We start from the raw sequence: 15,018 nt of genomic DNA, 5'->3' as shown, positions 1-15,018 counted from the left end.
CTGCGCCGCCATGCAGATAGCGCATCACTGATCGACAACGCATTCCAACAATAATCAGGAGTCAGACCATGTCCATCATCGTGTCTACCCCCAAGCGCCAGACCCTCAAGCGTCATGCCCGCACCACCGCATTGGCCTTCATGCTGCCCGTCATGGGCCTGATGCCACTGTCCTCAGCCGTTCACGCCGCGGCGGAAGTCCCCGATACCCTGACCTGGACCGTCCCGTTCGGTGTCGGGGGCGGCACGGACGTCTGGGCACGCTTCATGTCCAACTGGGTGACCAAGGACCTGCCGGGCAACCCGGCTGTCGTCATCGACAACGTCCCGGGCGGTGGTTCCATCACCGGCGTCAACCTGTTCAGCAAGCGTGCCGGCGATGACGGCGACGAGATGGTCGTCACCTCGGCCTCTACCCAGTATCCGGCCATGCTGCGCGACCGTCGCGTGCGCTATGACTATGCCGACTGGGAGCCGATCTTCGCCGCACCGACAGGGGGTGTCGTCTACGCCTCAAGCTCGCTGGGCAAGGACAGCGCCAGTGCGCTCGAGGCCCTCGCCTCCCAGGAAGTGAAGTTCGCCGGCCAGAACCCGACCGGGCTCGAAATGCCGGTACTGATGGCCTTCGATCTGCTCGACTTCCAGGTCGACCCGGTCTTCGGCATGAAGAGCCGTGGTGAAGGCCGCCTGGCCTTCGAGCGTGGCGAAGTCGCCCTCGACTTCCAGACCACCTCCGCCTACAAGAGCAACGTCACGCCGCTGGTCGACGCCGGCCAGGCCGTACCGCTGTTCAGCCTTGGCGTGATGGATGACGAAGGCCATATCGAGCGCGATCCGTCCTTCCCGGACCTGCCGACCTTCTCCGAACTGTATCTGGCCCAGGAAGGCCATTCACGTGACGACGAGGCCTACCAGATCTTCCACAAGTTCTTCGCCTCCGGTTACGCCATGCAGAAGATGCTGCTGGTGCCGAAGGACGTGGACCCCAAGCTGCTGGAGCTTTACCGCCAGGCCGCGCGTGATCTGGCCAAGGACCCCGAGTTCCTCAAGGAGGCCGCCGAGAAGGTCGGGCCCTATGGCCTGATGGTCGGCAAGGCCGCCGCGACCCAGCTTCAGGAAGCCATGCAGCTGAGCGAAGCCGAGCACGAATGGGTCAAGAACTGGCTGATGGAACGCCACAATATCCGCCTGCAATCTCGTTGAGGCGCGCAATCACACCCGTAACGGTCTGACCCCCCGGGTGTGATGGGGACCCACTCACGGGGCTGCCGACCAGCAGCCCCGTGAGCCTTTCACTCCCTGCCTCACCATGCTCTCCCCGGCACCGCCTCTGAGTGTTAGAGAAGCATCTAGAGAAGAACAAGAGGTTGAGTAACGCCATGATCGACACTCTCCTGTCCAGCATTGGACACGTCTTCACGCTGACGCATCTGCTGTTCATGATGATCGGCATCTTCGTCGGCCTGCTGGTCGGTATCATTCCCGGCCTGGGCGGCATCGCCGGCATGGCCCTGCTGCTGCCCTTCCTCTATGGACTGGACCCGGGTTACGCCCTGGGTATGCTGATGGGCATGGTCGCGGTAATTCCCACCGGCGATACCTTCGCCTCTGTCCTGATGGGCATTCCCGGTTCCAGCGCGTCGCAAGCCACGGTGCTGGACGGCTTCCCGCTGGCCAAGAAGGGCCAGGCAGCCCGCGCGCTGACCAGTGCCTTCCTGTCTTCCCTGTGTGGTGGCGTGATCGGCGCCATCATCCTGACCGGCTTCATCCTCGTCGCACGCCCCCTCGTACTGGCCTTCTCGTCAGCCGAATTGTTCGTGTTGACCTTGCTGGGCCTGACGATGGTGGCGGTGTTGTCCGGCAAGAACCTGTTCAAGGGCACCGCTGCCTGCGGCCTCGGCCTGCTGGTCGGTGCCATCGGCGCCGCACCGGCGACCGGCGAGTACCGCATGAACCTGGACATCGACTACCTGTACGACGGCGTGCCGCTGATCGTGCTGGGCCTGGGCATCTTCGCCCTGCCGGAAATCGTCGAGCTGCTGCTGGGACGTGGCAGTATCGCCAAGAACGGCAACACCGACCTGGGCAAGGGCTGGTCTGCCGGCATCAAGGATGTGGTCAAGAACAAGTGGCTGGTCGCGCGCTGTGCCGGTATCGGCAGCCTGATCGGGACCATTCCGGGTCTGGCGGGTTCCGTGGTCGACTGGATCACCTACGGCTTCGCGGTCAAGACCGCCAAGGACCCGAGCCAGTTCGGCAAGGGCGACATCCGCGGCGTCATCGCGCCGGAATCCGCCAACAATGCCTGCGCCTGTGGTGCCATGGTGCCGACACTGCTGTTCGGGGTGCCAGGCTCCGGCACGGCGGCGGTCTTCCTGGGTGGGCTGTTGCTGCTGGGTCTGGAACCCGGTGTGTCGATGATCACCACCAATCTGGACATGACCTACACCATCATCTGGTCACTGGCGCTGGCCAATATCCTGGGCGCGGGCCTGTGTCTGATGCTGGCGCGTCCGGTCGCGCAGCTGACGCGTGTACCCTTCGCCATTCTGGCCCCTGCCATCACCGTGCTGATCCTGTTCGCTGCCTACCAGGCCAGCCGCTCGCTGGGTGACTGGGCCGCGCTGGGCATGATCGGCATGATCGGTGTGCTGTTCAAGAGTGCTGGCTGGTCGCGTCCGGCCTTCCTGATCGGCTTCGTGCTGGCACCGGGTGCCGAGAACTACTTCTATCAGAGCATGCAGTTCCACGGCGCCGAAGCCTTCCTGCGTCCGGGCGTGCTGATCATCCTCGGCCTGATCCTGCTGGCCTTCTTCCTGCCGGTGATCCGCAAGGCGATCATGCGTCGTCGCCAGACCCATGAAGTGGTCGAGACTGCGCCGTCGCCGGAAGAGGATGTCCTGGAATCGCGTGGCTTCGGTGGCGTCGACTTCCTGCTGCTGTTGATGATGGGCGCAGCCGCCCTGTGGGCGCTCTATGACGTCAGGGACCTGATGCCGCTGGGCAAGGCCTTCCCGACGCTGGCCGCCTTCATCACGCTGCTCTCGGTGATCGCCGTGGTCTTCAACGGCTGGCGTCGCGGCATGATTCGCGTCCAGCAACCGGCCTTCAAGGCAGTGGGTGTGGTTCTCGGCTTCTTCGTGTTGATCGGCGTCAGTGCGCTGCTGGGCTTCGTCTCCACCGCCGTGCTGTTTTGCCTGGGCTTCCAGCTCACCATCGCGCGCAAGTCGCCGCTGTTCGCAGGGCTCTTCGCGCTGGGCGTTGCAGTCTTCCTGCTCGGCATGCAGGCGGCGATGAATCTGCACTACCCGACGGGTCTGCTGGATGACGTGGTGCTGCCGATGATTCCCTTCCTGTAAGGCCAGCGGGCATCACCAGCACTCAACTCTCAAGTACGACATACGCAAGCGGGCACCCATTGGGTGCCCGCTTGCGTATTATGACAACCCCAAGCCCATTGTCAGGTGCTCGCCGCCATCACGACTCACTCGACGCGATGAAACCTGGCTCGTGCCGCCTGTGGCGACACCCCGAAATGACGCCGGTAGGCCGTGGCGAAGTTGCAGGCATGGGCATACCCCACCTGATGCGCCACCTGCTGAATGCTCACCCCGCGACGCAGAGCCTGCTCGGCACACCGCATGCGACATTCGCGCTGATAACTACCCAGCGACTGCCCGAAGGCCTGGCGAAACTTGTGGCGCAAGCCGGAGGGGCTCATGCAGGCCAGCCGCGCCAGTTCCTCCAGCGAGTGTGCGCCATGCGGCACGGCGGCAAGACGCTGGCGCACCGCCTCCAGATGTCGACAGGCGCCGTGGGGGCGCGATGGGGACGCCAATGGCGATGCAGGGGGTGCGGCGGCTGCGGAGAACGCCGAAACCTCCTGCGCCTCACCAGCGCGGCGCTTGAGTGCCGCCCCCAACAACTGCAGCGCGATCCCCTGCCACTCCAGCATCTCTCCCTCGCAGGCGGTGACCACAGGCGTCTCGCACTCCCCGCGTACGCCATCACTGCCAGGGACTCTGACACACTCATCCAATTGCTGATGAAGCCAGCGCCCCGGCGTCCAGCCCATCGGTCTGGAAAGGCGCGTGCACGGCAATGCATCCCAGTTCGCCAGCCCGCGTCGCACCTGCAGCGACTGGCTCGCCTCGCCCTCCAGATGCAAGCTCAAGCAGCGCAGGCGACCTTCAGGGTGGTAGCTCTTCAGCGTCGGCGGCGCAAACTGCGTTCTCGCCGGGCGAAAGATTCCCCCCTGCCCCGCGAGCAAGTCGACCCCCACGCCGTCCACGCCTGATAGCGTCAGCCGTCCTTCCAGCACCAGGCAGAGATAGAGACCCTCGTTAAACTGATGCTGGCCGTGATAGGCGCGTGACACCTCGAGATCACACAGCGTCAGATGCGCATCCCGCCAGGGATGCAGGTCATGCACCTGCCCCTCGCAATGCGGATATTTCGCTGCTCGCCAGCCTCGCCGCTCGCTGAGCGATGAAGGGCGCTGTTGAGGTGAGGCCATGACGCGGCGTGTAATCCGACTGTCGGCTATGTCTCCAAGCGGCTGTGACATGTCGCTGCAAATCCCTGCAATGTGAATCCTGGTGAAGGCCTACCGCCTGCTGCGGGTCGCACTGACGGCTGAAGGGACGCACGGTGCCACTCAGCGGCCATGCCAGGCCGTGGCTTGCGAATACGGCTGGCGAACACAAAATACAATGATTGCCGAAAGCAAAACAATCTCATTATCATATAAGTATTGCATCTTGTCTCATGTAAAGCCTTTTCCCCTTTTGCAGCCCTCTTGCATCCCTCGAGTCAACGGCACTTTGCGTCACAGGCTGGCAAGCTTGGCCAGCAGGCTGAAAACTCCGCGAGAATTCACGGGTTTGACAGTGCTGCGCCTTATGTCACTAATGGATGCCTTTCCCCCCAAGGAGCACGCCTCATGTTTCTGTTGATCCTGTTCGCTGCCATCGCGATTGGCATCTCATTCATCTGCTCCGTGCTCGAGGCGGCGCTGCTGTCTCTCTCCCCCAGCTATGTGGCAAGCCTGAGAGACCAGCACCCCAAGCGCCACGCCGCTCTGGCCAAGCTCAAGGACAATATCGACAAGCCGCTGGCCGCCATCCTGACGCTCAATACCATCGCGCATACCGTCGGTGCCACGGGGGTGGGCGCGCAGGTATCGGTCGTCTTCGGGGAAGCCTGGGTCGGCGTGGCCTCGGCGGTGATGACGCTGCTGATCCTGGTGGCCTCGGAAATCATCCCCAAGACCATCGGTGCCACCTACTGGCGTCAGCTGTCGCCGATGCTGCCCGGGGTGCTCAATGCCATGGTCATCGCGCTCAAGCCGCTGATCTGGCTGTCGGAGTTGATCACCTCGCGCATCGGCAAGGATGCCCATGACATCGATGTGCGTGGCGAGATCAAGGCACTGGCCCAGATGGGGCTAGACAAGAAAGCCCTGGAAAATGATGAACAGCGCGTCATCACCAACATCCTCAATCTGCATGAAATGAAGGTGCGTGACGTGCTGACGCCGCGCCCTGTCTGCCAGACGGTCAGCCCCGAGATGAGCGTGGCCGAATTCAATGACCAGCTGACGATCTGGCCCTTCAGCCGCTACCCGGTGATGACCGACGATGAGCGAACGCTGGGCATGATTCACCGGACCGATGCCCATCAGGCAGAGCCCACCACCCCGCTCAAGGATCTGATGCGCCCGATCAGCGAGCTGCACGCCGAAGACAACGTCGAGCATGCCTTTGGGCTCATGCAGCGCGAACGCCAGCATCTGTGCGTGGTCTACGACAACCTCGGCAACTGGCTGGGTGTCATCACGCTGGAAGACGTGATGGAGACGATACTGGGCGAGGACATCATCGACGAGACGGACAACGTGGCCAATCTGCGCCGCTTTGCCCGCCAGCGCTGGACCAAGCGTATCGGTGCCAACACCTCAAGTCCCCAGCCTTCCACTGCAACGGCTGCTGGTGAAGATGCTGTCCCGGGTGAAGAAACTGGCTCTGATGAAGGTGCTTTGCCCGTCTACGAGCGATCCGAGAAAGATGCGGGTTCTTCCAAGCACTCTTCCAAAGACTCTGCCAAGAGCCCTGGCGACAGCAAGGGCTAGGCTCGCCCCTCCACGCTTGTGACTCGCTCGAAGGCAAAAGTCCCGTGACAGTCGTTGCCAGATACGACTATCGCGGGACTTTTTTTATTGGCGTTTGTTGATACCGCCTGATAACCCATTGATTCCTCTTGCGAACACCTACTCTCAAGCAATCGAATAATTTCTTTCTTCCAATCTCTCGGTAATCAATCCCCGGACTCGGTGCTAACGTTAATCACACACGACGGGCAGTGAACGAACCGAGATAACTTAATGATATACAAGAAATTTACGACGTTCCGGGCTGAACAGAAAGGCGCCATTCCTGAAGTAAGAGGCCTATTGGCTCTATCAGGCCACCCGCCAGACCGCCGCCATCAAGCGCTTCCAGAATGCCTATGACAGCGATGTCGAAAACGACATGACCGCCCAGCGCAGCTGGGACCAGATCGTGATCGACTTCCAGTCCATCGTTTGAGAATACGTCCTGCAACGTAAGCAAGGATGCCCTTTCGGGGAGTGGCAACACTCCCTCTTTTTGGATTCTCCCCCCCTATTTCGGAGCCACACCATGCATATCGATGACCACTCCCTGTGCAACGACTTCCCTCAGCAACGTGAACTCATTCTGCGCCTGATCAACGGCAATGAAGAGTTCGCCCGCATCGCGGAAGCCTATACCCGCATAGACACCGAGATTCATGCCCTGGAAGTCGATGAATCGCCGATCGGCGATGACTCCATGCACCAACTCAAGCATCAGCGCAGCCTGCTCAAGGATGGTCTGTACGAGCGAATGATGGCGGCTGAGTAAAGCGCCTACGGCTCACTATCTGGAAATACCGACCGATTATTATCCATCAGCTTCTGTGACTGACGACCTCTATCAAGAGATTTCCTGATTAGCTGGCCTTTGCAGGCTGGCTACTCTTTTTTCGGATATAGAAATGCATACTTCCCCCTTTAACAGGCCTACGGCATACATCCAGATAATCCAGTTTCTGAATCATCGCTCCAAGCTTGCTGGCACCATGATCAGACGGTTTCAAGTCAGGCATCTTCTTCTTTAGATATCCACCAACTGCTGACAGGGGAGCCCAACCATCAACTTGTTGCAGTTCATTCACCGCATTCAAGATATGCGACCTCAACTGTCGCTGTGTCTTGGTCGGCTTGACGAGGGCTACCGGCTCAACAGCCGGCTTGCTGACTGGCATGGCCGGGACGGGCTTCTCAGCCACCTTGCGCAGTCCTTCGCTGTAGATGAACGTGTCACAGGCAGACACGAAGGGCTGAGGCGTCTTGTCTTCACCGAAGCCATACACCAGCATGCCGCTCTCTCTCAAACGAGCCGCGAGGCGCGTAAAGTCGCTGTCCGAAGAGATGAGGCAGAACCCCTCCACGTTCCCCGAGTACAGCAAGTCCATGGCATCGATGATCAACGCAGAGTCAGTTGCATTCTTGCCCTGGGTATAGCTGAACTGCTGAACCGGATGAATGGCATGACGCAGAAGATGCTCTTTCCAGGGCGCGAGATTCGGCGTCGTCCAGTCTCCGTAAGCCCGCTTGATGGTGCTGACCCCCAGCTTTGAAATCTCTGCCAGCAGCGCTTCGCAGATAGCAGCCTGCGCATTGTCAGCATCAATAAGTACCGCCAATCTATTGCGTCCAATCTGTGACATGTATCGCTCCATGATGTACGTCACTGAAATCCTGTTATCTCTCCTTGGGATAATATGTCATGTAATGACCTTGATGATCACCAGATACGTCATGCCCTTGGCAAACGCCTCCTAGCCGGTTTCAAATCCCTCTATCAAGGCATCCATCAGCACCCTCACTCGCCGAGGAAGAATCTGCGTCTCCGGGCGGACGATGTATATGCTGGTATCTGCGCCGTCCCCACGTATGTCTTCCAGCAGCGGGATCAAGCGTCCAGAAGCCAGATCATCGGCGATCAGGTAGTGCGGCAGACAGGCAATGCCGCGGCTGCCCAGGCAGGCTGCGTGCAGGGTTTCCAGGGAATTGGAGAGGAAGCCGCAACGCATGTCGGGCAGTGACTTGAGCCCCCAGGCATTGAAGCCGCCGGGGAGATTCAGGATCAGGCTGACATGCTCCGCCAGATCCGGCACTGAGCGCGGCGTGCCGTGGCTTGCCAGATAGTCCGGTGATGCACAGATGACGCGATGGTTGGTGGCCAACCGCCTGGCGATCAGGCCGAGCTCGGGCTGTGCGGTGCTGCGTATCGCCAGATCCATTCCTTCATGGACCAGGTCGACCACCGCGTCCGACAGCGTCAGGTCCACGATCACCTCGGGATAGCGCTCCATGAAGCGCAACAGCAGGGGCATCACCTGCAGCTTGCCCAATGCATTAGAACACGAGAGTCGAATGCGCCCCTTGAGCGCGCCGCTGCCTTCGGCGATCTCCTGCTCCACATTACGCAGGCGCTCCTGCAACTCGCGCGTCTCCAGGGCATAGAGCTGCCCTGCTTCACTCAAGCGCATCTGCCGAGTGGAGCGAATCAACAACTGGGCACCAAGGCGCTGTTCCAGCTGCGCGATGCGCTTGCTGATCGCGGAGTGGGTAATGCCAAGCTGGCGCGCCGCCCCGGTGAAGGTGCCGGCGTCGACGACGGCGTGAAAGATGTCGAGGTCCGTATGCGTTTTCATATGTTCCATTTGCTCACGGATACTGTGCGCGCACAACGGATTATCACTGTCCGCAAGGCATGTCACCCTGTCATCAGTTCCTGAAATGACAGATTCAGTGTCACATTGCTCAGCATATTCCTTGCCACATCTTTTACTTAACCCGCACCAAGAGAGACATCGCCACCATGACAGACCAGCCGACAGCCCCCGCCCTGTTTACCCCTTTCACGTTGCCAAGCGGCCGGGTGCTCGCCAACCGAATCGTCAAGGCTGCGATGTCGGATTCTCTCGGCGATGGCACGGGGCATCCCAGTCAGGCACAGCTGCGCCTTTACGAGCGCTGGGCAGAGGGTGGCGTGGCGGCGTCGCTGGTCGGTGAGGTACAGCCTGACCACCACCATGCCGAGAAACCGGGCAATCTAGTGCTCAGCGCGCAATCCGATCTCACAGCCTTCACGCAACTGGCCCAGCGCGGTCAACAGCACGGTGCAGACCTCTGGCTGCAGCTCGGCCACGCCGGTGCGATGGCCTACCCACCGACCAGCAAGGCGCATGGCCCCAGTGCCCTGGATATTCCCGGGCTACGTTGCGAGGCCATGAGTCTGGAGGCCATCAAGGCACTGCCTGCTGCCATGGCAACGACGGCTCGCCTGGCCCGTGAAGCCGGGTTTGGCGGGGTACAGGTACATGCGGCACACGGTTTCCTGCTCAGCCAGTTTCTGTCTCCCCTCTTCAACCAGCGCACGGATGACTACGGCGGCAGCCTCAACAACCGCATGCGCCTGATGCGTGAGGTGATCATTGCCGTGCGTGAGGCCGTCGGCCACGACTACCCGGTCATGGTGAAACTCAACTCCAGTGACCAACTGCAAGGCGGTTTCGAGGAGTCCGAAGCGTTGCCGGTGATAGCGGCACTCGATGAACTGCCCATCGATCTGATCGACATCAGTGGTGGCACCTACTTCCCCGGCGCGAACTCCGCGTCGGATGCCAGCGCCAGCGGCCCCTACTTCATCGAATTCGCCAAGCGTGCACGCGAGATGACGACCCTGCCCTTGATGGCAACCGGCGGCTTCAAGACACTCGCGCAGGCCGAAGACGCCGTGGCACAGGGCGCCGTCGATCTCGTCGGCCTGGCCCGCCCACTGGCGCTGCACCCGTCCCTGCCCGCCCTCTGGCAGGCCGGAAAATGTCCCGCGCCGGAATTCCCGCGTTTCAGCACGCCGCCGGAAGGCGGTGTGACAGCCTGGTACACCTTGCGCCTGACGCAGCTGGGTGAGGATCGTGAGCATGAATCACTGGGCGAACTGGAGACGGTGCTGGCCGACTATGAAGCCCGCGACGCCGCGCGCGCCGAGACCTGGAACGCGCACTTCTCGAACTGAGACGTTTTCAGTAGGACAGATGCAGAACGCCGCAGCGCTGACGCTGCGGCGTTCATGTTTCAGCCCCTTGCAGTGATGCAAGTCAGGTCGTGGGAAACCGCACCAATGAAGCGTCTTCAGGCAGCGTTGTGCACACTGACTGAAGGCGCTTCACTGCCGCCCCTGTTTCCCTGCGACTTGCCCTGGCGCTGATAGCTGCCCTTGCCCTTGCGCGCCTTCACCACACGTTGCTTGAACATCGGGGTACGCAGCACTGCCTTGAGGGCGTTGTCCTGCACCTTGCGCTTGTGAGTCATGGTGTCTTCTCCTGTAGCTTCTCTATCACACCCAGTATACGCCCTTTCGGCATGTAAAGTGATCAACCTCCGCTTGCCCTCTCGTCGCTGGCCTGGCGAGTGAACACCAGCAGATACTCTAGAAATTCCTCCAGCGAGAATCATTCCATAATCTGTCACCCTTTTCCCTTCGGCCCCTGGATCTTTCTCCATTCACCCGCCACTCACTACTCTGATACCAATCCTCCATCCTTCGCACTCCCTTGTTTACCCCAAACCTCAAAATTACGAGCACCTACCTGCTTGACGAACAGGCTATCCCCCTCCAGCCGTTTGACTCGGCATGCCTTGAAAAGTCAAAAATTCATCCAGCCTGGAATCGGCATTGCAACACGAAAATCTTCTTTCTTTCTACACAGAAAACAAGCCAGTTTTTTCACACAGATAACAAGCTGGACAATTCCATGCAAAACCACCTCAGAAATATAAAAATATCATCTAAATCAATAACTTGAACAAAAACCACCGCAACCATGAGCCAACAAACCACATCCTTCTTCCTGACCTTTGTAAAGAGATACAACCTAAAACAATCTTGCAACTAAAGTCTAAATACTCTCGTTATCGTGTACACTTCATACACTCATAATCAATGCTTCACATTTGAGATGACGCATCATTTCTGCGAGGATGCCCCACGTTCCGTGAGCCGCAGGATGCCCTCAAGGCAAGAAAAATACGGCTTCCGTGTTCAGGTTCAGCGAAATTACAAGTGGCCAGTCAACTGGTTTTCTTACCTTTCCAGGCCACCCAAGCGCTGGATAATGTTCATTATTATCGCGTTCCACTACATAGGAAAAAGCACCTGGTCAACACGACATCCCGCAACACGGGGTTCACGGAACATGACGTCTCATTACAGTCTCAACAGGAAATACCCATGACAAAACGCATTGCGATCATTGGCGCAGGGCCGAGTGGCCTGGCACAGCTGCGCGCTTTTCAATCTGCCGCTGACAAGGGTATCGATATTCCCGAGATAGTCTGTTATGAAAAACAGAGTGACTGGGGTGGCCTGTGGAATTACAGCTGGCGCACCGGTCTCGATCAGAATGGTGAACCCGTCCACGGCAGCATGTATCGCTACCTGTGGTCCAACGGTCCCAAGGAATGTCTGGAGTTCGCGGATTATTCCTTCGAGGAGCATTTCGGGCATCCCATCGCCTCGTACCCGCCACGTGCGGTGGTCTTCGACTACATCAAGGGTCGGGTCGAGAAGGCAGGCGTGCGCAAGTACATCCGCTTCAACTGCCCGGTGCGCCACGTCAGCTTTGACGACACCCGCGAGCAGTTCACCCTCAGTGTCCATGATCTGCAGGCCGATGCGGTCGTTCAGGAGCAGTTTGATCACGTCATCGTCGCTTCCGGTCACTTCTCGACTCCCAATGTTCCGGAATTCCCGGGGTTCTCGCAGTTCAATGGCCGTATTCTCCATGCTCATGACTTCCGCGACGCGCTGGAATTCAAGGGCAAGGACCTGCTGCTGATCGGCAGCAGCTACTCTGCCGAAGATATCGGCTCACAGTGCTACAAATATGGCGCTCGCAGCATCACCACCAGCTATCGCACCGCCCCGATGGGCTTTGCCTGGCCGGACAACTGGGAAGAGAAGCCGCTGTTGCTCAAGGTGGACCGCGACACTGCCTATTTCCGCGATGGCACCAGCAAGAAGATCGATGCCATCATCCTGTGTACCGGCTACCTCCACCACTTCCCCTTCCTGGATGAGCCACTGCGCCTCAAGACAGGCAACCGCATGTGGCCGCTCGGTCTCTACAAGGGCGCTGCCTGGGAAGCCAACCCACGCCTGTTCTATCTCGGCATGCAGGACCAGTGGTACACCTTCAACATGTTCGATGCCCAGGCATGGTGGGTGCGTGACGTGATTCTCGGGGAAATCGCGCTGCCCAGCCGCGAGGCAATGCAGGCGGATAGTCAGTCATGGCGTGACAGGGAAGAGACTCTGGACAGTGATGAATCAATGATCCTGTTCCAGGGCGATTACGTTAAGTCACTGATCTCGGAGACGGATTATCCGAGCTTCGATATCGACGGCGTCAATCGCACCTTCCTCGAGTGGGAACATCACAAGCATGAGAACATCATGACGTTCCGTGATCACTCCTATCGCTCGCTGATGACCGGCACACTGGCCCCTCCTCATCACACGCCCTGGCTCGACGCGATGGATGATTCACTGGAAGCCTTCCTGGCGCAGCCCGACAAGAGCGCCAGACAAACGGGCGACGACAGAGCTACCACCGCGCAGCTCACGACTGACGACGCCTGAGCAGGCCGTCACAGCAAGCAGCCGTCTGAGCGAGCAAGCCATCTGAGACGACGAGCTTCCTGATCCGCCAGGCAACGATGCCGCCGAGTCATGACACGACTCGGCGGCATCGTTCTATCACTTCACAAGTACAACAGCTCACACGTGCAGCAGCTCACAAGTGCATGAGTGAATCAGAGCAAGCTGCGCAAAGGCCTGCGCCTTGCGGCCGCCCTGCTCACGCCCTATACCGCTTCGCGACTGTCGCTGCTTGGCATATCGCAAAGTGATATCAACGCCTGCGGCTGCGCGATGACCCGCTCCGGCGCCATGCTGGCCAGGCGCTCGGGGCTCTGCCATCCCCAGCTGACCGCAGCGGCACGACACCCCGCCTCGTGCGCGGCGCGAATGTCGCTGACGGCGTCGCCCACCATCCAGCTGCGCTCCACCGCCACTTGCGGCGCTGCCAACAGACGCGCCAGCTTGGCCCCCTTGCTGCCAGCGATCTCACCGCCCAGCACCTGTGACACGCAATCCGCCAGGCCGGCGGCGGCGAGCGTGGCACGAATCATCTCGCTGTGATTGGCCGACAGCACCATGACGTCGCCCTGTTCGGCGAGTGCCGACAAGGCCTCGCGCATGCCGGTGAAGACCGCCGGCGGCGTCGCCTGGCGGGTATAGGCAAAGACATGTGCGGCAAAGCGCGCGACGGCCTCGCCCGCAAAGCCCTGCATACGCGCCATCTCCTCGAAGGTCACGTTGTCCAGCGACTCCCAGCTATCGCGTTCCAGCACGATCGTCCGCCCTTCCAGATGCGCCGCATGTGTGCAGGCCTTGAGGCACAGTGTCAGGCTGTCAGCAATCACACCATCAAAATCAAAGACATATAACGCCTTGTTCATTATTTTGCTGCCTCAGCTGCCTGCAAGGTATTGCTCAACGGCTCGCGCTCGCGAGTCGGAATCCGCTCATCGCGCTGCAGAGCGATCAATTCATCGAGCGCCTCCAGCGACTGGGCGGCTTCGAGCGTGTCGTGGAAGAAATAGCGGCGACTGTCATCCATGTAGAGGTGCAGGTGATTGACGACCTGCTCCTCGCCTATCATCAGCACGCCATAGGCCGGCGGCTCATGACTGCCGGCGAGACAGTCCGCTGCGGAGGCCAGATCCAGTCCGACCTGATGATTGACGCCCGGCAAGGTCGAGAACGAGAGCCCCCGCCAGACACCGCTGGCCGGACGATGCACATGCCCGAACAGCAAGTGCTCGACGTTGCCATGCCGCTGGATCACCTCATGCAGCGCCTGTGGATTCTGCAAGCGGATGTCGTCCATATAACGGATGCCGAGGGCCATGGGCGGATGATGCAGCGCCAGCAGGATACGGCGATCGTGATGCGCGGCCAGACAGGCATCCAGCCACGCCAGACGGGACTCGCAAAACAGACCGCCATGCTCACCCGCGACGGCTGAATCGAGCATCACCAGCACGCAATCATCGGTGTCGGGGCCGAAGGCATGCGCATACTGTACGAAGCCTCCGTCATCACGGGGCAGCTCCGGGAAGGCGGCCTGCAGAGTCTCACGCGCATCGTGATTGCCCATGCCGAGGAAATACGGCATCGACAGTTCTTCCAGCACCTCACGCAGCGCCTGGAAGGCGGCCGGCTCACCGCGATCGGTCAGGTCACCGCTGATGATCACGCCCTGAGCATCGCCGTGGTGCAGATTGATATCGGCGACGGCAGCCGCCAGCCGTGCACGTGGGTCCAGCCCGTAAAGTCGCTTGTCAGGAGCGACCAGATGGGTGTCGGTCAGATGAATCAATTTCATGCTATCGCGCGTTCCATGAGTGCCACCTTGAGGGGCCGCCATTATCAAGCTCTCAGGTGACGACTGCGTGACGCGCACCACGCTCTCTTCGCGCAAAGTCGTTCGGGCTTCACGTAAAGTCGTTCGGGCTTCGCGCAAAGTCATTCGGGTGCACGACTCCTATCAAAAACGCCGCAGCGCTGAGCGCTGCGGCGTTTGATGTGTCATTGGCAAGCACCGTTGGCAAGCACCTAGTGCCCGCGCAAGGGTCGTGATCCTCGGAGGGTCACGGCGTCTTCTTGCTCTCGAAGGATGCTTTCTCGTGACGCAGGATGTTGGCGCTCAGCGCAATGCAGACGCCAGCGGCGACCAGCAGGCACACCGCTACGGCGCCAGAGTTGCTGAAGAAGAAGGCGTAGTTGCCAGCGTGTACCACAGTATCGACAGTTTCCATTGC

14 protein-coding genes are annotated in these 15,018 nt (G+C 60.0%); 6 read left to right on the top strand and 8 right to left on the bottom strand.

Translation table 11 applies throughout. The features are described 5' to 3' along the window. Positions 1 to 68: 68 nt before the first annotated feature. A complete protein-coding gene (locus tag CLAM6_RS07145; protein WP_242007768.1) occupies positions 69 to 1,202 on the top strand; it encodes a tricarboxylate transporter in 1,134 nt (377 codons plus the stop codon). 176 nt (positions 1,203 to 1,378) lie between these two features. Next, positions 1,379 to 3,358 carry a tripartite tricarboxylate transporter permease gene (locus tag CLAM6_RS07140; protein ID WP_153635565.1) on the top strand — a complete coding sequence of 660 codons (1,980 nt, stop codon included), beginning with the start codon at positions 1,379 to 1,381 and terminating at the stop codon, positions 3,356 to 3,358. A gap of 125 nt (positions 3,359 to 3,483) precedes the next feature. On the opposite strand, the gene CLAM6_RS07135 is transcribed toward CLAM6_RS07140, so the two are convergent. Beyond that, positions 3,484 to 4,515: a helix-turn-helix transcriptional regulator gene (locus CLAM6_RS07135; protein WP_172978646.1), complete on the bottom strand. Its 1,032-nt coding sequence runs from the start codon at positions 4,513 to 4,515 to the stop codon at positions 3,484 to 3,486. 426 nt (positions 4,516 to 4,941) lie between these two features. Between CLAM6_RS07135 and CLAM6_RS07130 the strand changes: the two genes are divergently transcribed. Next, positions 4,942 to 6,129: a CNNM domain-containing protein gene (locus CLAM6_RS07130; protein ID WP_153635563.1), complete on the top strand. Its 1,188-nt coding sequence runs from the start codon at positions 4,942 to 4,944 to the stop codon at positions 6,127 to 6,129. 268 nt (positions 6,130 to 6,397) lie between these two features. Here CLAM6_RS07130 and CLAM6_RS07125 read toward each other — a convergent pair whose 3' ends face one another. Continuing rightward, positions 6,398 to 6,634, bottom strand: a complete 237-nt coding sequence (locus CLAM6_RS07125; RefSeq protein WP_153635562.1) for a hypothetical protein — start codon at positions 6,632 to 6,634, stop codon at positions 6,398 to 6,400. A gap of 45 nt (positions 6,635 to 6,679) precedes the next feature. On the opposite strand from CLAM6_RS07125, the gene CLAM6_RS07120 reads away from it, so the two are divergent. Continuing rightward, complete coding sequence (locus CLAM6_RS07120; protein WP_153635561.1) at positions 6,680 to 6,922, top strand: YdcH family protein; 243 nt, start codon at positions 6,680 to 6,682, stop codon at positions 6,920 to 6,922. Positions 6,923 to 7,010: 88 nt separating this feature from the next. Here the strand turns inward: CLAM6_RS07120 and CLAM6_RS07115 are convergent, their stop codons facing one another. After that, positions 7,011 to 7,790, bottom strand: coding sequence for an NYN domain-containing protein (locus tag CLAM6_RS07115; protein ID WP_153635560.1), 780 nt, complete (start codon positions 7,788 to 7,790; stop codon positions 7,011 to 7,013). 111 nt (positions 7,791 to 7,901) lie between these two features. Then, complete coding sequence (locus tag CLAM6_RS07110; RefSeq protein ID WP_153635559.1) at positions 7,902 to 8,780, bottom strand: LysR family transcriptional regulator; 879 nt, start codon at positions 8,778 to 8,780, stop codon at positions 7,902 to 7,904. Between the two features lie 167 nt (positions 8,781 to 8,947). Between CLAM6_RS07110 and CLAM6_RS07105 the strand changes: the two genes are divergently transcribed. Next, complete coding sequence (locus tag CLAM6_RS07105) at positions 8,948 to 10,147, top strand: oxidoreductase (protein ID WP_153635558.1); 1,200 nt, start codon at positions 8,948 to 8,950, stop codon at positions 10,145 to 10,147. A gap of 116 nt (positions 10,148 to 10,263) precedes the next feature. On the opposite strand, the gene arfA is transcribed toward CLAM6_RS07105, so the two are convergent. Continuing rightward, positions 10,264 to 10,443, bottom strand: coding sequence for an alternative ribosome rescue factor ArfA (gene arfA / locus CLAM6_RS07100; RefSeq protein WP_107335003.1), 180 nt, complete (start codon positions 10,441 to 10,443; stop codon positions 10,264 to 10,266). A gap of 919 nt (positions 10,444 to 11,362) precedes the next feature. On the opposite strand from arfA, the gene CLAM6_RS07095 reads away from it, so the two are divergent. After that, positions 11,363 to 12,772: an NAD(P)-binding domain-containing protein gene (locus tag CLAM6_RS07095; RefSeq protein WP_153635557.1), complete on the top strand. Its 1,410-nt coding sequence runs from the start codon at positions 11,363 to 11,365 to the stop codon at positions 12,770 to 12,772. A gap of 224 nt (positions 12,773 to 12,996) precedes the next feature. On the opposite strand, the gene CLAM6_RS07090 is transcribed toward CLAM6_RS07095, so the two are convergent. The 3 genes from CLAM6_RS07090 to CLAM6_RS07080 form a co-directional block, all read right to left on the bottom strand. Further along, positions 12,997 to 13,653, bottom strand: coding sequence for an HAD family hydrolase (locus CLAM6_RS07090; protein WP_153635556.1), 657 nt, complete (start codon positions 13,651 to 13,653; stop codon positions 12,997 to 12,999). Beyond that, complete coding sequence (locus tag CLAM6_RS07085) at positions 13,653 to 14,582, bottom strand: phosphodiesterase (RefSeq protein WP_172978645.1); 930 nt, start codon at positions 14,580 to 14,582, stop codon at positions 13,653 to 13,655. Before CLAM6_RS07085 ends, CLAM6_RS07090 begins: the two co-directional genes overlap by 1 nt. A 265-nt stretch (positions 14,583 to 14,847) precedes the next feature. Then, positions 14,848 to 15,015, bottom strand: a complete 168-nt coding sequence (locus tag CLAM6_RS07080) for a hypothetical protein (RefSeq protein ID WP_153635554.1) — start codon at positions 15,013 to 15,015, stop codon at positions 14,848 to 14,850. Positions 15,016 to 15,018: the final 3 nt, after the last annotated feature.

Origin of the sequence: Cobetia sp. AM6 (assembly GCF_009617955.1) — a bacterium.
In the GTDB taxonomy this organism is placed as follows: Bacteria; Pseudomonadota; Gammaproteobacteria; order Pseudomonadales; family Halomonadaceae; genus Cobetia; species Cobetia amphilecti.
The sequence above is the reverse complement of the archived record's forward strand: the minus strand, read 5'-3'. Positions and strand labels throughout refer to the sequence as shown.